19 protein-coding genes and 1 riboswitch are annotated in these 20,592 nt (G+C 52.2%); of the genes, 11 read left to right on the top strand and 8 right to left on the bottom strand.

Translation table 11 applies throughout. The features are described 5' to 3' along the window. Positions 1-129 precede the first annotated feature (129 nt). From C8E01_RS01625 to C8E01_RS01600, 7 genes are all read left to right on the top strand, one after another. Positions 130-708: an RNA polymerase sigma factor gene (locus C8E01_RS01625; RefSeq protein WP_116541603.1), complete on the top strand. Its 579-nt coding sequence runs from the start codon at positions 130-132 to the stop codon at positions 706-708. Next, positions 692-2,401, top strand: coding sequence for an outer membrane beta-barrel protein (locus C8E01_RS01620; protein WP_116541602.1), 1,710 nt, complete (start codon positions 692-694; stop codon positions 2,399-2,401). The genes C8E01_RS01625 and C8E01_RS01620 overlap by 17 nt, the downstream gene beginning before the upstream one ends. A gap of 99 nt (positions 2,402-2,500) precedes the next feature. Further along, positions 2,501-2,662, top strand: a complete 162-nt coding sequence (locus C8E01_RS21555) for a hypothetical protein (RefSeq protein WP_165820532.1) — start codon at positions 2,501-2,503, stop codon at positions 2,660-2,662. Positions 2,663-2,679: 17 nt separating this feature from the next. Beyond that, complete coding sequence (locus C8E01_RS01615) at positions 2,680-3,138, top strand: hypothetical protein (protein WP_116541601.1); 459 nt, start codon at positions 2,680-2,682, stop codon at positions 3,136-3,138. Positions 3,139-3,260: 122 nt separating this feature from the next. Further along, positions 3,261-3,629 (top strand): hypothetical protein, encoded by a 369-nt coding sequence (locus C8E01_RS01610; protein ID WP_116541600.1) that lies wholly within the window; start codon positions 3,261-3,263, stop codon positions 3,627-3,629. Positions 3,630-3,818: 189 nt separating this feature from the next. Further along, positions 3,819-5,846, top strand: coding sequence for an excinuclease ABC subunit UvrB (uvrB, locus tag C8E01_RS01605; RefSeq protein ID WP_116541599.1), 2,028 nt, complete (start codon positions 3,819-3,821; stop codon positions 5,844-5,846). Positions 5,847-6,151: 305 nt separating this feature from the next. Beyond that, positions 6,152-7,822: a M28 family metallopeptidase gene (locus C8E01_RS01600; protein ID WP_116541598.1), complete on the top strand. Its 1,671-nt coding sequence runs from the start codon at positions 6,152-6,154 to the stop codon at positions 7,820-7,822. A gap of 181 nt (positions 7,823-8,003) precedes the next feature. On the opposite strand, the gene C8E01_RS01595 is transcribed toward C8E01_RS01600, so the two are convergent. The 3 genes from C8E01_RS01595 to C8E01_RS21550 form a co-directional block, all read right to left on the bottom strand. Next, the gene (locus C8E01_RS01595) at positions 8,004-10,208 is read right to left on the bottom strand and encodes a B12-binding domain-containing radical SAM protein (protein WP_116541597.1); all 2,205 of its coding nucleotides are present in this window, start codon (positions 10,206-10,208) and stop codon (positions 8,004-8,006) included. Between the two features lie 416 nt (positions 10,209-10,624). Then, complete coding sequence (locus tag C8E01_RS01590; RefSeq protein ID WP_116541596.1) at positions 10,625-10,858, bottom strand: DUF2798 domain-containing protein; 234 nt, start codon at positions 10,856-10,858, stop codon at positions 10,625-10,627. A gap of 51 nt (positions 10,859-10,909) precedes the next feature. Beyond that, positions 10,910-11,086 carry a hypothetical protein gene (locus tag C8E01_RS21550; protein WP_165820531.1) on the bottom strand — a complete coding sequence of 59 codons (177 nt, stop codon included), beginning with the start codon at positions 11,084-11,086 and terminating at the stop codon, positions 10,910-10,912. A gap of 143 nt (positions 11,087-11,229) precedes the next feature. On the opposite strand from C8E01_RS21550, the gene C8E01_RS01585 reads away from it, so the two are divergent. Further along, the gene (locus C8E01_RS01585; protein ID WP_116541595.1) at positions 11,230-11,514 is read left to right on the top strand and encodes a hypothetical protein; all 285 of its coding nucleotides are present in this window, start codon (positions 11,230-11,232) and stop codon (positions 11,512-11,514) included. An 87-nt stretch (positions 11,515-11,601) separates the two neighbouring features. Here C8E01_RS01585 and C8E01_RS01580 read toward each other — a convergent pair whose 3' ends face one another. Both C8E01_RS01580 and C8E01_RS01575 read right to left on the bottom strand, forming a co-directional pair. Next, positions 11,602-12,729, bottom strand: a complete 1,128-nt coding sequence (locus C8E01_RS01580) for a YncE family protein (RefSeq protein WP_116541594.1) — start codon at positions 12,727-12,729, stop codon at positions 11,602-11,604. Between the two features lie 23 nt (positions 12,730-12,752). Beyond that, the gene (locus tag C8E01_RS01575) at positions 12,753-14,666 is read right to left on the bottom strand and encodes a TonB-dependent receptor plug domain-containing protein (protein WP_133242700.1); all 1,914 of its coding nucleotides are present in this window, start codon (positions 14,664-14,666) and stop codon (positions 12,753-12,755) included. A 103-nt stretch (positions 14,667-14,769) separates the two neighbouring features. Next, positions 14,770-14,972, bottom strand: a riboswitch (cobalamin riboswitch). A gap of 290 nt (positions 14,973-15,262) precedes the next feature. Between C8E01_RS01575 and C8E01_RS01570 the strand changes: the two genes are divergently transcribed. Continuing rightward, complete coding sequence (locus C8E01_RS01570) at positions 15,263-15,862, top strand: DNA-3-methyladenine glycosylase (protein ID WP_116541592.1); 600 nt, start codon at positions 15,263-15,265, stop codon at positions 15,860-15,862. 77 nt (positions 15,863-15,939) lie between these two features. Here C8E01_RS01570 and C8E01_RS21545 read toward each other — a convergent pair whose 3' ends face one another. The 3 genes from C8E01_RS21545 to C8E01_RS01560 all read right to left on the bottom strand — a co-directional run bounded on the left by C8E01_RS21545 (position 15,940) and on the right by C8E01_RS01560 (position 18,254). Continuing rightward, on the bottom strand, positions 15,940-16,113 hold the full coding sequence (locus C8E01_RS21545; protein ID WP_165820530.1) for a hypothetical protein: 174 nt from the start codon (positions 16,111-16,113) through the stop codon (positions 15,940-15,942). Positions 16,114-16,249: 136 nt separating this feature from the next. Beyond that, positions 16,250-16,765 carry a hypothetical protein gene (locus C8E01_RS01565; protein WP_116541591.1) on the bottom strand — a complete coding sequence of 172 codons (516 nt, stop codon included), beginning with the start codon at positions 16,763-16,765 and terminating at the stop codon, positions 16,250-16,252. A gap of 292 nt (positions 16,766-17,057) precedes the next feature. Continuing rightward, positions 17,058-18,254, bottom strand: a complete 1,197-nt coding sequence (locus C8E01_RS01560; RefSeq protein WP_116541590.1) for a THUMP-like domain-containing protein — start codon at positions 18,252-18,254, stop codon at positions 17,058-17,060. Positions 18,255-18,391: 137 nt separating this feature from the next. On the opposite strand from C8E01_RS01560, the gene C8E01_RS01555 reads away from it, so the two are divergent. Both C8E01_RS01555 and ahcY read left to right on the top strand, forming a co-directional pair. Next, the gene (locus C8E01_RS01555) at positions 18,392-19,081 is read left to right on the top strand and encodes a DUF4397 domain-containing protein (protein ID WP_116541589.1); all 690 of its coding nucleotides are present in this window, start codon (positions 18,392-18,394) and stop codon (positions 19,079-19,081) included. A gap of 161 nt (positions 19,082-19,242) precedes the next feature. Beyond that, positions 19,243-20,550 (top strand): adenosylhomocysteinase, encoded by a 1,308-nt coding sequence (gene ahcY, locus C8E01_RS01550; protein ID WP_116541588.1) that lies wholly within the window; start codon positions 19,243-19,245, stop codon positions 20,548-20,550. Positions 20,551-20,592: the final 42 nt, after the last annotated feature.

Below are 20,592 nucleotides of genomic sequence, written 5' to 3'. Positions count from 1 at the left end.
ATATTTACTGTGCAATTGTTATGGGTGCGTTTTTTGTGACAGCCGCCTAAGGTGTAAAAAAATTTTTTTGTGCTTGCAACCATTGCCTCGCTATGGGAATCATAGGAGTGAAGCTAAAAGAAGAGGCGTTTGAAGCTTTTTACCAAACCTAAGTCAGACGAGGAGAAACTCATAGAGGGTTGCATTGCCGGCAAGCGGGACATGCAGCGACTGCTTTATGACCTTTACTCGCGCAAGATGATGGCGGTTTGTATGCGCTACGCCCCGACAAGCTTTGAGGCAGAGGATATGATGCAGGAAGGGTTTGTGAAAGTGTTTGCCAACATACAGAATTTCAAGCAGGATTGTCCGCTGGAGTTTTGGGTGCGCCGCATCATGATTAACACAGCCCTGAAGCAACTGCGGCAGAAATCGCTCATGACCGTTTCACATGAAACGGAAGAGGTGGGCAACATCGCTTCGGAGGACGTTAACCTGACGGGCTACTCCATGGATGAGCTGCTGGCTATGATCCAAAGCCTCGCTCCACGCTACCGCATGGTGTTCAACCTGTACGCCATTGAGGGTTACAATCACAAAGAGATAGGGGAGATGCTCGGCATCTCCGAAGGTACATCAAAGTCACAATACTCCCGTGCCCGCGCCATACTGCAAGGTATGCTCGAGCGCCAGGATAAAACATATCAAGAGCATGTCATCAGCCAATAACCATAAGCGAAACTCCCTGGAAGACGAATTCCAGCGCCGCCTGTTCGATGCTGAGGCCAGGCCTGCCCCGGACCTATGGGCCCGTATCGACCATGACCTGACCGTGCAGGAAAACAAGGACTACAAAAAGCGGGCGCTGTTTTACCGGCAGCTGGCCGCCGCCTGCTTTGTGCTGTTTGCCCTTACCGGTGCGCTGTTAGCCTATAACTACAGCGATAGCATGAACCAGCCTGGAGCGCAGCCAGGTATGGCCGCCCTGCCAGTAACCAAACAAGCTACAGCGCCTGTAACCGTAGAGGAAGCCATGAAAGCCTATGCCACACAGCAAGAGGAGTCAGCCGCCATGGCTTATAGCCCGAAAGAAACCGCAGGCACCCAACGGGTGGCTCGTGCATCAGGTATGCGCCAGAGCAAAGGCCCGGTTGCTGCCGCTTCAACTGCACTTAACGATGGCCCACAGGCAGGTGATTATTACAACGTGTCGCCGGGCTACAGTCCATACCTGGGCTACACGCCAATGCCGGGCCGTAGCCGAGGCTATGTGTCGGGTGGCTTCCCAGGCAATGGTCCAGCTTCTACGCAGGGCAATCTCTTTGCGCCAGGTACCCGCTATACTCAAATCATTACCTGGGAGAGCATAACTGTCACGTTCGGAAGCAACACGCCAACAACAAAGCAGCAATATCCATTAGGTAACCGGTCGTTAGCAGCCAAGCCGCAGTCGTTTGCCGAGATGAGCGAGGCGCACCAGGCCAGCCGCCAGCAGGCACAACAGTCATCGGAGACGGCTCAGAGCACATTGGCAGCCCAGCAATCGAAGACCGTGGAAGCAGCAATGAAAGGAGACAGCCGCTGGAGCCTGAACTTGGCTTATGTGCCTGCTGTGTTCGAACAGAACATTGGTTTGCCAGACCCACTTGCGATGCCAAGCTCCAACAACAGAAATATGTTCAGCATTGCAGCGTCAGGACCGAGCGTTAATGCTTCGCAGGAGTCTTTTCAGAATATATCAGCTGCCCGCGAAGAGTTTGAGGAGAGCACGCAACCGGCCTACTCCTATGCAGTGGAGGCGAAAGCCGGCTTTAAGCTGAAGGAGAAGTTTAAGCTGCTGACAGGTATAGGCTATAGCGAGAGCAGGTCACGCTCGAAGTCCAACTTTATCGTGCGCCAGTTCTGGGTGAAGCCTCGCTCCAATGAACGTTACGAGCTCAGCCCATCCACCTTCTTTGTGTCGTCGCTCAACGATGGTTTTTCGTCTGACTCCGTGAGCGTAGCCCGCACCGGCGACTCGTTCAACACGGAGTACCAGTACCGCCACCTGACCGTGCCGGTAGGCTTGCAGTATGAACATGACCTCAGCAAAGACTGGTTTGTGTATGCAGCAGCGGGCGTGGCCGCCAACTTCCTGCTGGAGTCGAGCGTGAAGACCACTAACCCGGAGGTGCAGTCTGTAAGTTATACGGCCAGCGACAACGACTCTCCTTTCCGCCAGGTACAGTTCTCAGGTAATGGCTCTGTGGGCGTTGGCAAGCGCATTTCTCCCAACCTGACACTGGCACTCGGACCGGAAGTACGCAATTACTTCAACACCTTGGTAGCGGATCCGGACAAAGCCGCCGCACCGCAGGGAAAACCCTATACAATCGGCATGAACATGAGCCTTAACTACCAGTTGAGCAGCTCCCGAAAATAATTTCTGATTTTTTTTAAAATGCCTTGCAACCATTTGGCGCCTATCGGAATCATGTAAGTGTAAAGTGATTGGTTGATTTTAGATAAAAGCGCTATGCAAATGATGCTGCTCATGAGATCCGTTCTACAGACCCTGGTTGCCCTGGTGGCTGCCGGCCGTGAAAATATGTCAGGGTGGTATGTATTGCTGGCGCTTTTACTACTTTCTGTGCTGCTCTCGGGCTGCGCGATGCCAGACAATTCCTTATTGGGCGCCTACTAAGCAGCGCCTTCTATACTATGAAAAAGATGTTGGGACTTGCGGCTATGGCCATCGTCCTGTTGGGGCTGGCGACAGGCTGCGCAAAATCAGATGAAGACATGCAACCAGTTATAATTGAAAGCGGGCTGCGCGAGTCGGTTCAGGGCAAGTGGCGTATTGAGCGCGTGAACAACAAACTGTGCCGAAGCGGTAACTGCACCTCGGTGATGTACACAGGCACTGCGAATGACTACTTTGAATTCAAGGCTGACAGTGCTTTTCTGCAGCGGGCAAGCCAGCAAGGTACCAAGAGCGTGTACCGCGACAGTTTTAAAGCCGACTACTCCCAGCCCAATTCGTTTGTGCTGAGCAATTTTGGGTGGTCAGCCCGGTTCAATGTCCTGCATCGCGACCAGCGCATGCTGGTGCTCGAGGGAACATATTACGGTTCTGACCCAAGTGCCATTTTTACAGATACTTATTATTTATACAGATAGGGGGCTCCCAATGCAGCGCAAAGGTGCTGGCAGATGAAGAAGACTAAACATCCAACAGTCCGGCAATCGATGCCCGCGTTGGGTAGCCCTGCTCACCAACGCCGTTAGTACAACATAAAACTATGAAAAGTGTCCTGTCCCTTGTTGTGCTATACCTGCTGCTGGCGCTGCTGCTTGTAAGCTGCGCTGATCAGGAAGAGGTAGTTCCGGCCTGCCTGCAGGTAGAGGTGGTGGGCCCCGATTGCGAAGCCGGATGGTATGTTCTCCAGATTATGGATACCGACGGTACAGGTGAGCAACGCAGCAACCAGTACATAGGGCAATTGCAGAGCGGTTTTGTAACCACCGACAACCTGCCCGAGTCATTAAGGCACTCCGGTAAAGTAGCGTATCTTTCCCTTGAGCGCAACACTGAGTACGGACCATTGTGTACCGCTATCTACATGATGTTTCCGCCGGTGCGGGTAAAACAGGTTTGTTCAGATGAGTAAAACAGTTTTTACAGAGTGCCTAATTTATATTAATTGTTAGGAATAGTTAAACATGCAAAGACCTGCTCTCAGAGCAGGTTTTTTGTTTCCGGGGTATGCGTGTCGTGACTACTATTATATTGACAAAGGCTAAACTTACAGTCCATTTTTCATGTTATAGTATATCTTTACAAGTCCTAAAACCAACGAATGGATTTTAAGCTAACATCAGAATTTCAACCAACCGGCGACCAGCCAAAAGCGATCGACCAACTTACGCAGGGCATCAACAACGGAGAGCCGGTACAGGTGCTGCTGGGTGCCACAGGTACGGGCAAGACCTTTACCATGGCCAACGTGATAAAGAATACCGGCAAGCCAACGCTGGTACTTTGCCACAACAAAACACTGGCCGCGCAGCTGTACGGTGAGTTTAAGCAGTTCTTTCCCGACAATGCGGTCGAATACTTTATTTCGTACTACGACTACTACCAGCCGGAGGCCTACATTGCCTCTTCGGATGTATTCATCGAGAAGGATCTGCAAATCAATGAGGAAATCGAAAAGCTGCGTCTGCACACTACTTCCGCTTTGCTTTCGGGGCGTCGCGATGTGATTGTGGTGGCATCGGTGTCGTGTATCTACGGTATCGGTAACCCGGAGGAGTTCGGCAAGAACGTGATCTACCTGGCGCCGGGCCAGAAGTATAGCCGCAATAACCTGCTCTATACCTTTGTGCAGATCCTCTACAGCCGCACCGAGGCAGAGTTCACACGTGGAACATTTCGCGTGAAGGGCGACACGGTGGATATCTTTCCGGCCTATGCCGACTTTGCCTACCGACTCTACTTCTTCGGCGACGAGTTGGAGCAAATCCACCGCATCGATCCGGTGTCGGGCAAGAAGATAGCCGATGAAAAGGCTGTGACGCTCTACCCGGCTAACCTCTTCGTGACAGGCAAGGACACGCTGCAGCAGGCTATTCACGAGATACAGTACGACATGGTGGCGCAGCACGACTACTTCCTGAAAGAGGACCGTCCGGTGGAGGCCAAGCGTATCAAGGAGCGCACCGAGTTTGACCTGGAGATGATCCGTGAACTGGGCTACTGCTCCGGTATAGAAAACTACTCCCGCTATTTCGACCGCCGCTCCCCGGGCGCACGTCCCTTCTGTTTGCTCGACTACTTCCCCGACGATTTCCTGATGGTGATAGACGAGAGCCACGTAACCGTGCCGCAGGTACGCGCCATGTGGGGCGGTGACCGCTCCCGCAAAGTGGCACTGGTAGAGTATGGCTTCCGTTTGCCGGCCGCCATGGACAACCGCCCTCTCACCTTCAACGAGTTCGAGAGCCTGATGCACCAGGTGGTGTTTGTGAGCGCTACCCCAGGCGACTACGAAATACAGAAATCCGAAGGAGTGATTGTAGAGCAGATCATCCGTCCGACCGGCTTGCTGGATCCGGAGATCGAGATACGGCCAAGTGCTAACCAGGTGGATGACCTGCTGGATGAGGTAGACGAGCGCATCAAGCGCAATGAGCGCGTGCTGGTGACAACCCTGACCAAGCGGATGTCTGAGGAGCTGACCAAGTACATGGATCGCCTCAACATAAAAGTAAAATACCTGCACTCGGAGGTGAAGACACTGGACCGGGTGGAAATCCTGCGTGAACTGCGCCTAGGTGAGATCGATGTGCTGGTAGGGGTGAACCTCCTGCGTGAAGGTCTTGACTTGCCGGAGGTAAGTTTGGTAGCCATCCTCGATGCCGATAAAGAAGGCTTCCTGCGTGACCAGCGCTCCCTGATCCAGACCATGGGACGCGCCGCCCGTAACGAGCGTGGACGTGTGATTATGTATGCCGACCGCATCACCGGCTCCATGCAACGAGCGATTGACGAAACCACCCGCCGTCGCGCGACGCAGATGGCCTACAACGAAGAGCACGGCATCACGCCGCGCACCATCCTCAAAACGAAGGATGAGATCTTTGAGCAGACATCCGTAGCGGACTCTAAGAAGAAGGAAGTGAAGATGTACGCTGGTCCGGATGAAGTGTCGCTTGCAGCAGAACCGGTGATTCAGATGATGAAGCGCGACGAACTCGAAAAGCTGATCAAGAAAACTGAGAAGCAAATGGAAGCCGCTGCCAAAGACCTCGACTTCCTGCAAGCCGCCAAGTACCGCGACGAACTGGCGGAATTACGGCAGTTGCTCAAATCAAAGCGTGATTAAGGTATAGGATTACAAATGGAGAAGCACCCACGGCGATAAGTTGTGGGTGCTTTTTGCTTTTAGTGATGCTGTGACTCTACCTGACCTCGCGTTGTGTTCCAGCCACGTGTGTCTATTCCAAAGGCTGTTGCTATACCTGGTGATTTTCTTGAGAGGTATGAGTAGGAGCTGGCTACGCAGCAATAAGGTATAAGGTATGGCCCAAACCGAGTTTCTTTTTTTCTTGATTAGCTTTATGTACTTTAACACTTCAGTAGCTGCTATACCTTAGCAGCTACTGCCAATTCAATCAATCTACATTCACTATGATGAAAAAGATCAGACCCCTTGTGCTGCCTGTCCTCATGGCCGGTATGTTTTCCGCCTGCCAGTCTTCCAGCCCTGAGACAGGAGAAGCCGGTGCCGAAACCGTGGCTGCGCTTACAACGGAAAGCTATAGCCATTACCTGACTGCACTGGCCGCTGATGATATGGAAGGACGCAAGCCGTTTACCTCCGGCGAGCAGAAAACGCTGGACTACCTGGAGCGGGAGTTCAAAGCACTGGGAGTGGAGCCGGGCAATGGCGATAGTTATTTCCAGGAGGTGCCGATGGTGGAGGTAAACACCACTGCCAGCCCAAACATGACCATCAAAGGCAAGCAAAGCATGCAGCTGGAGGGCCGCAACGACTACGTGATCTGGACCCGCCGTACAGATGAGGCTGTCAACATCGACCCCACGGAGATGGTGTTTGTCGGGTTTGGTATTGTGGCGCCGGAGTACAATTGGAACGACTATGCAGGGTTGGATGTGAAAGACAAAATTGTGGTGATGTTGGTCAACGACCCCGGCTTCTATACCCAGGACCCGGCGGTGTTCAAGGGCAAAGCCATGACCTATTACGGTCGCTGGACATACAAATTTGAAGAGGCCGCCCGTCAGGGAGCGAAAGGCGCCTTGATCATTCACGATACAGAGCCGGCTGGCTATGGCTTTCAGGTGGTGCAGAACAACTGGAACACGTCCAAAATGTACCTCGACAGCCGTGGCAAAGAAACCTATCGCTGCGCCATGGAAGGTTGGGTAACGACACCGATCGCCGAAAAACTTTTTGCTGCCGCAGGTATGGATTATAAGTCTGTGCTTAGCAAAGCAGCTAAACCCGGCAACAAGCCTTTCGCGCTGAACCTGCAGGCTAGTACCTCCATGAAAGTGAAGACCCGCTACGACAAAACCTCTAACTTCATTGCCAAAATCACCGGCAGCACGCGCCCTGACGAAACCATCATCTACACCGGTCACTGGGACCACTTAGGTATAGGCAAGGCCGACGCGGCAGGAGACAGCATCTATAACGGAGCCGTAGACAATGCCAGTGGTGTAGCCGGCCTGCTGGAGATTGCCAAAGCGTTCAAAGCCCAGTCGGTGCAGCCGGAGCGTACGGTAGTCTTTTTGGCCGTAACGGCAGAGGAGCAGGGGCTGTGGGGATCGGCCTACTACGCTGAGAATCCGGTATTCGCAAAAGAGAAGACGGTGGCCAACATCAACATGGACATGATGAACCCCTACGGTAAAACCAAAGATGTGGTATTATATGGTATAGGTCAGTCAGAATTGGAGGACTATATCACAGCGGAGGCTGAGGCGGCAGGGCGTTACATTGCGCCGGAAGAAAATCCGGAGGCGGGCCTGTACTACCGATCTGACCACTTCAACTTTGCCAAAATAGGTATACCTGCGCTCTTTATCGGGCCGGGTGTGGACCTGGTGGAAGGCGGCAAAGAGGCAGGCAAGAAGAAACTCGACGAGTATTACGCCAACTATTACCACAAAGCAACCGATCAGCTGCACTCTGATTACAAAATGGACGGGGTAGTCGAAGATCTGAAGCTACTTTACCAGGTAGGTCAGCGTTTGGCTGGTTCTTCGGAGTGGCCCCAGTGGAAGGCCGGCTCTGAGTTCAAGGCGGTGCGGGATAGCTATATGAAGAACTAAAGAGGCGTACTGCACAGGTATAGCCCTTTCATTCAGATGCAATAAACTCGAAACGGTGGATCCGTTTAAAAACAGAAAAGGCGCTGATAAGGCGCCATTTCTGTTTTTATGCTAAAAAGTTATACTGCCCGTTTGAGGTATACCCAGCGAATCAGAATTTACCAACTCCTTTATTATCGGCCTACAGTAAAAGCAGCCCCTTTTCCCGCAGCTCAAACCAAACCGGCGAGGCCAGAAACTCCGCGAAGTTCAGATGCGCGTCTTGTGGATACGTTTCTTCCAGTTGCTTCAGCGTCATAGCTGGCGCATCTTCAGCGGCCAGTAGGGTCAACTGCTCCAGCAGCCACTGTCCGATGTTCGCCGTGGTTTTGATCTCGAAGTCCTCCGCTTTTTCGTAGAAAGTGAGTACGCAGCGCTCAATGGTCTGGCCTTTCTTGGCGTACATCATAAAGTCGATTTCCGGCACATTGCCCAGCCAGAACACACGCGCCAACTTGCGCTCGCTGTCCGGTTTGGCAGGTTCCTGTATGGCTTTGGCGATCAGGTTGCGGTCGGTGGTCACACGTGGTACTTTGAAATCGAACCAGAAAGAGAGCGGCTCCTCCAGCCCTACCCCATGCATGAAGTTGTAGAGCGCCTTAGCCAGTCCAGGGCCGAACAGCTCGTGGTCGGTGCCCTGCGGGTCGTCGTGCCAGAGGTCGTTGTTGGCGAAGTCTCCCGCCGGCGGACCAACTTTTACCACACCAAATTTCTCTGGGTGCTTGCCTACGGGGCTGTGCGCCGTCATGCTGAAGCGGTGCCAGTAACCAGACTGGATCACACCGTGCAGGAACAGCTGCCGCACAACTTCCAGCGAATCGATGGTTTCCTGAGCCGTTTGGGTCGGGAAACCATACATGAGGTAGGCGTGCACCATGATGCCGGCCTGCGTAAAGCCGTCAGTTACACGTGCCACCTGGGCAATACTAACGCCTTTTTTCATCAGGTCGAGCAAACGGTCGGAGGCTACTTCCAGCCCACCCGACACCGCAATACAACCCGAGGCAGCCAGCAGGCGACAGAGGTCAGGCGAAAAGGTCTTTTCGAAGCGTATGTTTCCCCACCAGGTAATTTTCACGCCACGGCGAATGAGTTCGATAGCCAGGTCGCGCAGGGCGGCAGGCGGCGCAGCCTCGTCTACGAAGTGAAAGCCCGTCTGGCCGGTTTGGGCAATGATCTGCTCAATGCGGTCGACCAGCAAAGTGGCCGGGGCCGTTTCGTAGCGGGAGATATAGTCTAGGGTGATGTCGCAGAACGAGCAGCGCTTCCAGTAGCAGCCATGGGCGACGGTGAGCTTGTTCCAGCGGCCGTCGCTCCAAAGGCGGTGCATCGGATTAATCACGTCTATCACCGACAGGTAATCGTGCAGTGGCAGGTCGCTGTAGTCAGGCGTGCCGACTTCGGTATGCGGAATATCTTTATCAAGACAGCCGTTGACGTAGTCGACCTGGCCGTCCTGCAGCATGAAGGTGCGTTGTAGCAAGTCCACCTGACGCTCGCCTCGTAGGTACTCGAGCAGTTTCAGCCAAGGACCTTCGCCGTCATCCAGCGTCACAAAATCGATGTACTTGAACAGACGCGGCTCTCGGAGCGTGCGTAGCTCGGTGTTCGGGTAGCCACCGCCCATCAGGGTATGGATGTGCGGATACTTTTGCTTTACATATTGAGCAAGTCGCAGCCCGCCGTACAGGTTGCCCGGGAAAGGTATGGAGAAGCCCACCACATCCGGCTGCACTTCCTGCAGACGCTCTTCCAGCAGCTCCAGCAGCATCTGGTCCACCAGGTTCGGTTCCGTCTGCAGCGACTCTTCTAATGGATCAAAGGAGGTAGCCGACAAAGCCAGTTTTTCGGCATAGCGGCTAAAGGCGAAATAAGGGCAGATCGTTTCTTTGATCAGGTCACCCAGGTCCTCCAGGTATAGCGTAGCCAGGTAGCGGGCCCGGTCCGTTATACCCATGCTGCCAAAAGCCCATTCGATGTCTTCCACCTGATCGAAGCGCGAGGCTTCGGGCAGATAGCGGCTATAGCTGATCTGCTGGGCCAGTGTGTTGTCCTTGTTCTGCAAAAAGCGGATAACCGGCTCAACGGTGTTGAGGTACTCCCGCTTCAGTCGCACGATGCGCCGGCTGTTGTCAGACAGCTCGAATTCGCCTGCTTCCACCGCCTGGAAGATCCGGGTTAAACCATCTTTAGTGAACATGCGCAAGACCAGTTCAATGCCAAAATCCGCCTGCGTAACAGAATAGCCCTGGCTTGTGAGAAAGCCTTTGATGTAGGCAGTGGCAGGGTATGGCGTGTTCAGCTGCGTGAGCGGCGGTGTTATGAGCAGGATAGATGGTTTCTTCAAGTCTCGGGAATCTTTAAATAACAAACGCCCAACAGGGCGCGGGTTGCAAAACTACTGATTATGCTGCGCTTTATGAACACATGCTTTCAGGTTAACAGTTCTGCTGCAATCAGGGTTCAGTGTAGAGGCCTTGGGAATGAGGGGTTTAGAGACAATGCGAAATAAGGCTGAAATATTTATGCACTAATGCTGTATTTAATTATATAAATCTATTTTAATATACTTATATTTGCATTATTATCATCTATAGTTGAATGCTTCTGGGCGTAAAAGCTAGGGTTAAATCGGTGAATTTAGATTCATGCATAAAACCTGGAGCAATGGCTTGTGATGGTGTAAGTGTTTCAATTGTTCCCTAAAACAAAAGGCCCGTGATGCTATCGCGGGCTTTTCGTTTATCTGAGGCATAGCAGCGTCTATCTAAGCAGCTGCGATGTTTTATTGACAAGGTAATTGGCTCCGGGCACAATGGCCAGCACCGTGCCTGCCACCAGCACAAACAGCACCACAAACATACGCAGCCAGTTTATGAAGAAGTTATCGGCAAAGCCAAAGGTATAGAGTTGCAGGGCGGAGGCTATCAGCAGGCACAGCAAGGAGATAACCAGCAGTTTGCGTTTAAGCGCCGGATTCAAAAAGTTCTTTTTCATGGCAGACCAGGTATAGCCGCAAAGTTAAGCGTTAGACCGATAGCTGCGTTATCAGGCATGTCCTTTTTGTGCCTCTGCGTCCGAACTGTCGTCTTTGGTATGGCCCGGATTGTTTGTGCCCTTGCCCTGCGGTGGCGGCGTTTGCTTGTCGGCTGTTACCTTCTTCTTGTCCGACGACATTTCCTTTGAGCTCTTTTCCTGATCAGACTTGCTTTTCCCGTTCATCATAGCTTTATGGTTTAGTATTCTAGGTCATACGGCAAATACGCGGCGTGTGTAGCTTTTTTTAACTCTAATTGTAGGGTGGTCGTACATTAAAGAGCCATCCCCTGATGCGGTATGGTGCTTTGAAAATCTAAAACGGAAAAACTATGAAATCGATAAAGACAACGGCTGCTGTGCTGGGCGTACTGCTAGGTATAGGTATGGCATCCTGTAATACCGGCACCGACCCCGGCGAGACTAATACCGAGCGCAGCGATTATGAGCGAACCGAAGAAGTGGACCGCAGCGGCACCTATGGCGATACTACCGAAAACTACGAGGACGTTTACGAAGGCCGTGAAGGCACCGCCATCGGCGACAGCGCCTTTAACCAGGAAGGCAAGCGCGATAAACGCTACGACAAAGATCTGAAGCCCAATCCGAACCAGTAATGTAACCTGACTCAGGAAATAAAACACAATGCCCGGCGCTCTGTTTAGTGAGCGCCGGGCATTGTGCTTTTTATAGTCCAGAAACTGTTAACGGAAAACAAAGCCGTTCGGGGCTATACCTACCCGGAACGAATCGACTGCAGCACCGCTCTGCGGGTTGTAGCGCACTACCCAGCCGTTGGAGGCATAGTCGGTAGCTTTGCCGGCATAGATGGTGCCGCTTGCGGGTTCTATACCTAAGCCATTGAAGCCGTAAGGAACGTAAGTGCCGCGGTCAATAAGAGGTTTCGTGGGCAGGGAGCTAGAGTTGACGTCCTGCACCCATACCTTGTTGTTGAATACATAGTATAGCTTGTCGCCGTTTGGATTTGGCGTAAGCTTGCCCGGAGCCGGTGCGTTCCGGCTAAACGTAAGGGTGCTCATCACCGCATTACTGCCTGTGTTGATTTTAGCAAGAGAGCCGGGCGTGCTGTTCTCTTCGCTCACTGACCAGTCGACCGGGTCGTAAGCCTTAATACCCTGGCTGCTCACCCAAAGCACATTATTGCGGTCCAGGGCCAGGCTGTTCGGTCCATCGTTTACCGTTATAGTTGTTTCAATGGCGTCAGTTGCTGTGTTGATGACCGTTACCGTGTTGCCGCCGCTGTTGGCTACGTACAGTTTGCTTCCGGCTATAACGAGCTGCTCCGGCTGCACGCCTACCGTGACAGTTTTGGTAACAGTCAGCGTCTTGAGGTCCACCACAGCTACACGGCCGTTGCCGTACAAATAAGTAGCGGGGTCATAACCCAGCCACTCGGTCACGTAAGCCTTGTCATCGTTAAGGGCGGCGAAGTAACGGGGAGCCTCCAGCCCGGCAATTTCGCCTTCGGCTTTGAGGGTATTCGCATTAGTCGCCACTACCTTGCCGCTGTTGTTCATCACCAGGTATAGCCTGTCGCCCTGTTGTACCATGTGCTGCAGCACGTCGCCGAGCACCAGTGGCGCGTTCACTTTCTTGAACGATTCATTCTCCACCAATTTGCTGTCGTGGCTGTAAAAACTCACCGAAGCATTTGATTTTGTAAAAGCGCCTTCATTGGAGATAAAGACGCCATTGCGGGCATATTCTCCGGCAGGGCTGTCGGTCTCGTCGTCGCAGCCGGAAAGGGCGATAGCGCCAAAGGCAAAAGCAGCTGACAAAAGATAGCTGCGGAAACGGGTAATTTTTTTCATGTTATTAAGGTATGGGTGTGAAACTAAGGTATGACAAAGCGTAAGCCGACAGCCAGACTTCGTGGCGGCATCGGCATATTTTCGAGCACGGTATAAGTGCGGTCGGTCACATTGTCGCTGCGCAGTGACGCAACGAGTGGATACTGACCGAGGGTGAATTTCTTTTGCAGGGCGAGGTTGAGCAAGGTATAGCCGGGCAGGCTGCTGACGTTGCTGTTGTCTGTATAGCGGAAGCCGGTGTGTGTCAGGTGGCCGAGCAGCGTCCAGGCGCGGAAGGAGAGGTCGGTACTCAGCTGGGCTTTATGCAGCGGTACGTGGGCGAGCTGCCGGTTCAGTTCCTGGTTTCCTTCGTAGGCTTTTACCTGCTCTGCCGCAGTATAGGTATAGGCGCCCGTGGCAGCGAGTTGCCAACTGCCCAGTGTGGTGCTGGCGCGGCTGCTAAGCTCTATACCTTGGGTGCGCACTTTCTGCAGGTTGCGGGGAGACCAGTAGCCAGACGTGACAGGCATCCACTGTATCCAGTTATCCACCAGCATACGGTAGACCGATACTTCAGAGTCGAGGTGAACAGGGCCCAGGGTATAGCGGTGGCGCAGGCCGGTTTCGAAACTCCAGCCCTGCTCCGGCTTAATATCCGGATTGCCGCCCGGTTGCCAGAAGCGCTCGTTCAGCGTCGGCACCCGGTAGCTGCCCGACACATTGCCCTTCAGGTATAGCTTGTGCTCCTTGTGCTCCAGCATGAGCCAGTTGCCACCCAGGGTAGGGGCAGGAGTGGGGTTGTAGCCTTTCACAAAGGCCTGGCGCAGGTTTAGGCTCAGGTCGAGTCGTTTGCTGGGGTCGTAGCGGAAGAGTAGGAAAGCAGAAGCGCGATCTTCTGTGACCTGCCGGCCATAGCCCTGCACATCGGCTTCGAAATGCTGCAGGTTAAGGCCTCCCCGCAAGCTCCAGCGGCGGGCATAGGTATAGGTCTGCTCAACCTGTGCCTGGTAGGTGTTGATATCGGTAGTGGAGTGGTTGCTGTTGTCAGTGAAGTGGAGGTAATCGTTGAAAACGGCAGCTTTCACAGAGGTTTCACCCCAGTTGCTGCTGTGATTCAGTTCGGTCATCAGGCGCAGGTTCCGGTCCAGTTGCTCAGCGTTGGTGTTGGCTGCACCTAAGGCTGGCGGCACTTCGCGGTTGGCATAGGTATACCAGCCATGCAGTGCCAGCCGGGTATTGGGGGAAAGCTGCCAGCTAAGATCCTGCGTAAAACCATGCTGTGCCACCTGGGCCTGGTCCTGCCGGCGGGTGGGCGCCCCGATGCGACCGTAGTCACGGAACGTAAAGTCATTCTCTGCCGCCAAATGGTAGCCGCTGAAGGCAACAGATACTTTCTGGCCACTGTAACGGGCGCTGGCGCTGGAGAAGTACCGCCCGAAGCTGCCGACTTCCTGCATCACATCCGCACCAAAGCCGGGCTCTTGCCGAGAAGCAGAGTTGAGCAAAACAGCCCCGCCGATCGCCCCACTGCCATACGTGGCGCCCGCCGCACCGTGCTGCACCGCTATGCTTCCTATACTGCTCAAAGGCAACAAGGCCATATCGTTTTGCCCCAGGGCGGGTTGACTGATGTTGAGTCCGTTCCAAAGCACAGCGGTATGGGTAGGGCTCGTGCCGCGGAAGGCGGGCACAGCAATACCGCTTGGACCGTTCGTTTTCAGGAATACCGGCGTGCGGGCCAGTAGGGCATCTGCTACCGAGCCGGAGGCATACGTACTGATGAAGCTGCTGTCGAGGGTGCTTACGCGGCTGCCGGAGGCAAAGACCTCCGCGGGCTTGCCGAAGATTTCGACGGTGCGTAGGTGGTACAACGTAGTATCCTGCTGCGCCATGGCAACCGGTGCTATACCTGGCAAAAGGGCCAGGCACGAGAAAAGACGGTAAAGAAACTTTGCCACGTATACGCTTGCTTAGATCCCGAAGCATGCAGGCAGGTATGGGCAGGAACAGCGCGCGCAGGTATAGCGAAGGCCGTGCAGCTTTTTACCCGAAAGCATACGACTAATGATTGTCGGACTGGCAGGTCTCCTGGCTCTCTTCAGGTCAGCCAGCCTTCCCATGCGTCGTGCGGCACAGTGGCGGTGGTTTTGGCTTACCCTTTTTAAGAAGATTACAGTTGCGGGAACAGCATAGGTTTTACACCTATTTCCCTATTAAGGCTTTGTCGTTGCTACAACAAGGCCACCAATCTGAGGGCAAAGGTAATTGTTTTAATGAATAATGACGAATGAATAATGGCGAATGATGAGTGAGTAATGGTGAATGAGTAGGGAACAATGAATAGTGGTTAATGAGGTATTAGTAATTAGAACTTGGTGAGCAGCATTTGATGACGAACCATGATATGAGGCTAATGAGAAGGGATTGGCCAATGAGCTTGTTTTTCGTATACCTGTTAATCATTCGCTTACAGGCAGGTATAGCGCATAGTGTATAGCCATTACCTATTCATTCGCCATTATTCATTCATCATTATTAATTACTCATTACACCCGTGAAACTCAAGAAAGACTTTTATACCCGAACCGATGTGGTGCAGGTGGCGCAGGACCTGCTGGGGAAATACCTCTACACGAACCATGATGGCCTGCTGACGGGAGGTATGATCGTGGAAACGGAGGCTTACTCCGGCACAAATGACAAGGCCTGCCATGCCCATATGAACCGACGAACCCGGCGCACCGAGATCATGTACCATGAAGGTGGCGTAGCGTATGTATACCTGGTGTATGGCATGTACAACCTATTCAACATCATTACCAATGTGGAAGGAAGCGCCGATGCCGTGCTCGTCCGGGCCATCGAACCGACAGAAGGGATAGAGGAAATGCTGCTGCGTCGCAACATGGTCACTCCCAAGCCTAACCTGACAGCCGGACCAGGCGTGATGAGCATCGCCCTGGGTATAGACCGCAGCCATTACGGGGCACCGCTTACCGGCGACACCATCTGGATAGAAGACAAAGGGATAGCCTTGTCCGCCGAAGGTATAGCCGTCGGCCCCCGCATCGGTATAGACTATGCCGGCGAAGACGCGCTTTTGCCCTGGCGCTTCTGGCTGAAGGGCAATAAGTGGGTCAGCCGTAAGAAGTAGAATGCACAAAAGCTCCTGCTTTGCTGATTGAAATCAGCAAAGCAGGAGCTTTTGAAAAGAAAATCATACCTGTTGCTTTACTTCTTTTTCTGCTCGTTGTCGGTACGGGCCTGTGGTGTTGGGTTGTTGGATCCCATTTTCCCTACTGCATCCTTGTGCAGGTCGTTGCCTATGTCTTTTTTGGAACCAGACTTGCCCGTGTTGGACTGCTGGTTTTTCGGCATGTTCTTATTCTCTTTCTCGTTTTTCATAGCTTTGAATTTTTAGTTTGGTTATAAAATGTGTCTTATGCTCGGTTTACGAAGCCTTACCGCACTGGTTTGTGCGAACAGAGAAGCCCGCAGCATCTGCCACGGGCTTTTCTGTCTTATATTCAGCTAAACTATATTAAGAATTGTCGTTGCTGGAGCCTGAATTGCTGTTATTCTTGTTGCTCTGGCGTCCTGCTTCGGCATGGCCCTCTGAGTCGCCGTGCCAACCTTTGCCTTGGTTCTGGCTTCTGCCCTGAGACTGGTTACTGCTCTTGGCCTGCGTCTGATCGCTTGTTCTGCCTTGGGACTGACTGCCACTTCTGGCCTGTGACTGTCCACTTTGAGATGAACTGTTACTTATAGAAGACGATGAACTGTCGTTCTTATGGCTCTGACGGCCGGCCTGTGCATGGCCTTCTGAGTCACCGTGCCAGCCCTGGCCCTGGTTGCTGTTACTTGCCTGCGAACCTCGACCGCTCTGGCCGGAAGGATTGTTCTGAGAACGGGAAGTGCTCTCAAACTCGCCGGATTGGTTTCTTGGTTGATTTTGATTACTGTTACGATTTTGATTCTGACCCTGATTTTGGTTCAGGTTATCCTCATTACCGCGTTTCATATTCTGATTCTGATTTTCCTCATTATTACGTTTCATAGCTTTCGTGTATTTAAATTGAACATGATGTCTCCGTTTCGGACGGGACTCTCTATTTTACGAGTTAAGTTTTTAACAGTTAGTAATTTAGAGTTATCCGTGTTAGAACAGGTATAGCAATAAAACCGGCTATAAACAGTATGTTTATATAGCGTTATGCAAGTATAACAGTGGGTGTATGTGCTTATTAGTGAGCTTATTGAGCAACTAAATGGCGATAGATGGCCAAAAGACGGGTTGTACTTTGGGAAGAGGCCGGAAAATTAAAGTGCCTTAAATAAATATGAAAAAATTACTTTATGGGAGCTGGCACTTTCCGGCAGTATATCACAATTGGCTTCTGGTGCATGTCTGTTGAAAAGAAGAGATAGTCCTCACCGCCTTCTTTTATACCTGTCTTCTTACGAATTTCGGCTACCGAGTCCGGAAAATTGCGCACCGTGATATTGGCCTTGCGCTGCGGCAGTCTGGCCAGGAGCTCTTTCTTATTATAGCGCCCTATACCTTGGCAGACAAAAGCGCGGCCGGGAAAATCAGTTATAAGCTGGTCGGAGGTATAGAGGTGACTGTTGGGATGCAGCTTGTGTAGACCATATTGGCCAGCCACACTGCGGTAGGCTCCTGATTTAAGTATAGCCGAGTTGGGCTCGTAAAGATATGCTTTCGGGTCGGCAAAGCTGACAGATGTCTGCTCTTCCTGCTCTCTATGAAAGGTGAGCGACTGTAAGCTACCGTCCGGTAGTAAGTTGACCGCATGGCGCGCAGGGTTGGTGGCCGCATGGGGCTGAAGCAGGTAGAGCACTTCCTTACATTCGTTGTGCAGCGCGATCACCCATACCTGTGCTGTGGAGCCCAGTTGCTCCAGGGCCAGCTCAATATCGAGCATAGGTGAGGTTTTAAGCAGCACCGCATCCGCTTTTTCAAATAGCAGAGGCAGTAGCTGCAACACATCCGGTTCGCAGTCTTGTAGCAGGTGTACTTTCTCGTGCCTATCGCCACGCCGTGCCGGGTCCAGGTATAGCACATCGGCACGACCGGTAAAGTTTTGCAGGAAATCTTCAGCAGTCGTGTTTACAGCATCGATGTTCCCAGCGCCCAGCAGTTTAAAATTATAGGCGGCTATTTCTGATAGCTCGCTATTCTGCTCCACATGTACCACTTCCTCAAACCGTTTTGCGAAAAAGAAGCTGTCCACCCCAAACCCACCTGTCAGGTCGATGAGCAGTTTGCCCTCCACAACTGACGCTTTGTAGGCTGCGGTTGCCTCTGAAGACGTTTGCTCTACAGACAATGACGTCGGAAAAACCACATCCGGGTGCGCCACCCATGTTGGAAGCTTGTCCGCCGCTTTCTGCCGCGCCTGTATCTGTTTAACCAACTCAGCAACCGGCAAATGTGGGTAACGGCTTGCCTGAAGCATCAGCTCAGCGGGATTGCGGTGCTGGTGCAGTTGTATAAAATCTTTCTCTTCCGGAGTATAGTGTTTCATGGACCGCTGCAAAGGTACAAATTTAATCAGCCTCGTTTTTTTTCCATAAAAGTTTAGCTACCACAAACAATCCTTATACCTGCTGGTTGTATTCACAGCTAAAAGAAATTTTTTAATAAATAATTTATTAGACTACTATGAAGAAATGGATGAAAATCATGATGCTGGCAGTGCTGCCGGCCATGGTACTTACAAGCTGCGATGACGACGACGATGACATGACGGCCATCGAGAATGCCAATGTGCTGGTGGTGCACGCCTCGCCTGACGCACCGGGCGTCGACCTGCTGGTGGACAATGAGAAGGTAAACACAGCTGCCCTTACATTCCCGAACAACACAGGCTACCTCGAAGTGCCAGCGGGTCGTCGCAACATAAAAGTAAATGCAGCCGGCACCAACACTTCCGTAATCAATGCCGACCTGGACTTGGAGCGTAACATGAACTACTCAGTGTTCGCGATCAACACTTTGAGCAACATTGAGCCACTGGTGCTGATGGATGACCTGACGGCTCCAGCCTCTGGTAATGCGCATGTGCGTTTTGTACACCTCTCGCCAGATGCCCCTGCAGTGGACGTGGCTGTAACGGGTGGTCCGGTGCTGTTCAGCAACAGTGAGTTCAAAGAAGCTTCTACCTTTGCTCCAGTGGCGGCAGGCTCTTATAACCTGGAAGTGCGCCTGGCCGGAACAGAAACTGTTGTGCTGGCCGTGCCAAACGTGCAGCTAGCCAGTGGTCGTATCTATACCGTTTTTGCAAGAGGCTTTGTAACACCACCTGCTGACAATACGAACTCACTTGGTGCTGAGATTATCATAAACCGATAAACGCGAAGGAGACTATACTTATTAGAGGCCTGTGCCATTGGCACGGGCTTCTGTATTTAGCGGGAAACTAAACTTCTTGATTTACAGTTGAGTAGTGCAATTCTGTTGAAGATGAAGGATAAATTTTGTAATTTTGTGCTTCCTTAAGAAAAAAGTAGAATATGATTGATACAACACTCAAGTACAAAGTAAAAGATATTTCGCTGGCCGAGTGGGGCCGCAAAGAGATCAGATTGGCTGAGGCCGAAATGCCTGGCCTGATGGCTATTCGCGAGGAGTATGGCCCAAGCAAGCCACTTGCCGGAGCCCGCATCGCTGGCTGTCTGCACATGACTATCCAGACTGCCGTGCTGATCGAAACATTGGTGGAACTGGGTGCTGAAGTTACCTGGTCGTCGTGCAACATCTTCTCTACGCAGGATCATGCGGCTGCCGCAATTGCCGCAGCCGGTATTTCAGTGTATGCCTGGAAAGGAATGACAGCCGAGGAATTTGACTGGTGCATCGAGCAAACTTTGTTCTTCGGTGACGAAAGCAAGCCACTGAACATGATTCTGGACGACGGTGGTGACCTGACCAACATGGTGCTGGACAAATACCCGGAACTGGCTCCTGGCATCAAAGGCCTATCTGAAGAAACAACTACTGGTGTTCACCGTCTGTACGAGCGTGTGAAAAACGGTACATTGCCAATGCCTGCCATCAACGTAAACGACTCTGTTACGAAGTCGAAGTTCGATAACAAGTACGGCTGTAAAGAGTCTCTGGTAGACGCGATCCGTCGTGCTACGGATGTGATGATGGCCGGTAAAGTAGCAGTAGTAGCGGGTTATGGTGACGTGGGTAAAGGTTCTGCCGCTTCACTTCGTGGTGCCGGTGCCCGTGTTATTGTAACCGAAATTGACCCGATCTGCGCCCTGCAGGCTGCCATGGATGGCTTTGCTGTGAAGAAAATGGTTGATGCCGTAAAAGAAGCCGACATTGTGGTAACTGCCACTGGTAACAAAGACATCATTTCAGAGCAGCATTTCCGCAGCCTGAAAGACAAGGCCATCGTTTGTAACATCGGTCACTTCGACAACGAGATCGACATGGCCTGGTTAAACGGTGCTTACGGTCATACAAAAGATACCATTAAGCCGCAGGTTGACCTGTACAACATCGAAGGCAAAGACATCATCATTCTGGCTGAAGGCCGCCTGGTAAACCTGGGTTGCGCAACTGGTCACCCTTCGTTTGTAATGTCTAACTCTTTCTCTAACCAAACACTGGCGCAGCTAGAGCTTTGGACAAACGCAGATGCGTACGAGAACAAGGTATACACCCTGCCGAAGCACCTGGACGAGAAAGTGGCTCGCCTGCACCTGAGCAAGATCGGCGTAGAACTGGACGAGCTTCGTCCGGATCAGGCTGCCTACATTGGTGTGGAAGTAGAAGGTCCTTACAAGCCGGAATATTACAGATACTAAGCTTAAGAACTAGGTATAAACAGAAAAGCCGGGGCATTAGCT

Source organism: Pontibacter virosus, from assembly GCF_003096355.1.
GTDB lineage: Bacteria > Bacteroidota > Bacteroidia > Cytophagales > Hymenobacteraceae > Pontibacter > Pontibacter virosus.
Note: the sequence above shows the minus strand (reverse complement) of the source record. Positions and strands in the feature narration are given on the sequence as shown.

Excerpts from the sequence above, each read along its gene's own strand:
- C8E01_RS01560 (WP_116541590.1), bottom strand. The coding sequence starts at position 18,254 with ATGAAACACTATACTCCGGAAGAGAAAGATTTTATACAACTGCACCAG.
- C8E01_RS01585 (WP_116541595.1), top strand. The coding sequence starts at position 11,230 with ATGAAATCGATAAAGACAACGGCTGCTGTGCTGGGCGTACTGCTAGGT.
- C8E01_RS21555 (WP_165820532.1), top strand. The coding sequence starts at position 2,501 with ATGATGCTGCTCATGAGATCCGTTCTACAGACCCTGGTTGCCCTGGTG.
- C8E01_RS01590 (WP_116541596.1), bottom strand. The coding sequence starts at position 10,858 with ATGAAAAAGAACTTTTTGAATCCGGCGCTTAAACGCAAACTGCTGGTT.
- ahcY (WP_116541588.1), top strand. The coding sequence starts at position 19,243 with ATGATTGATACAACACTCAAGTACAAAGTAAAAGATATTTCGCTGGCC.
- C8E01_RS01620 (WP_116541602.1), top strand. The coding sequence starts at position 692 with ATGTCATCAGCCAATAACCATAAGCGAAACTCCCTGGAAGACGAATTC.
- C8E01_RS21545 (WP_165820530.1), bottom strand. The coding sequence starts at position 16,113 with ATGAAAAACGAGAAAGAGAATAAGAACATGCCGAAAAACCAGCAGTCC.
- C8E01_RS01580 (WP_116541594.1), bottom strand. The coding sequence starts at position 12,729 with ATGAAAAAAATTACCCGTTTCCGCAGCTATCTTTTGTCAGCTGCTTTT.
- C8E01_RS21550 (WP_165820531.1), bottom strand. The coding sequence starts at position 11,086 with ATGATGAACGGGAAAAGCAAGTCTGATCAGGAAAAGAGCTCAAAGGAA.
- C8E01_RS01555 (WP_116541589.1), top strand. The coding sequence starts at position 18,392 with ATGAAGAAATGGATGAAAATCATGATGCTGGCAGTGCTGCCGGCCATG.
- C8E01_RS01610 (WP_116541600.1), top strand. The coding sequence starts at position 3,261 with ATGAAAAGTGTCCTGTCCCTTGTTGTGCTATACCTGCTGCTGGCGCTG.
- uvrB (WP_116541599.1), top strand. The coding sequence starts at position 3,819 with ATGGATTTTAAGCTAACATCAGAATTTCAACCAACCGGCGACCAGCCA.
- C8E01_RS01615 (WP_116541601.1), top strand. The coding sequence starts at position 2,680 with ATGAAAAAGATGTTGGGACTTGCGGCTATGGCCATCGTCCTGTTGGGG.
- C8E01_RS01600 (WP_116541598.1), top strand. The coding sequence starts at position 6,152 with ATGATGAAAAAGATCAGACCCCTTGTGCTGCCTGTCCTCATGGCCGGT.
- C8E01_RS01565 (WP_116541591.1), bottom strand. The coding sequence starts at position 16,765 with ATGAAACGTAATAATGAGGAAAATCAGAATCAGAATATGAAACGCGGT.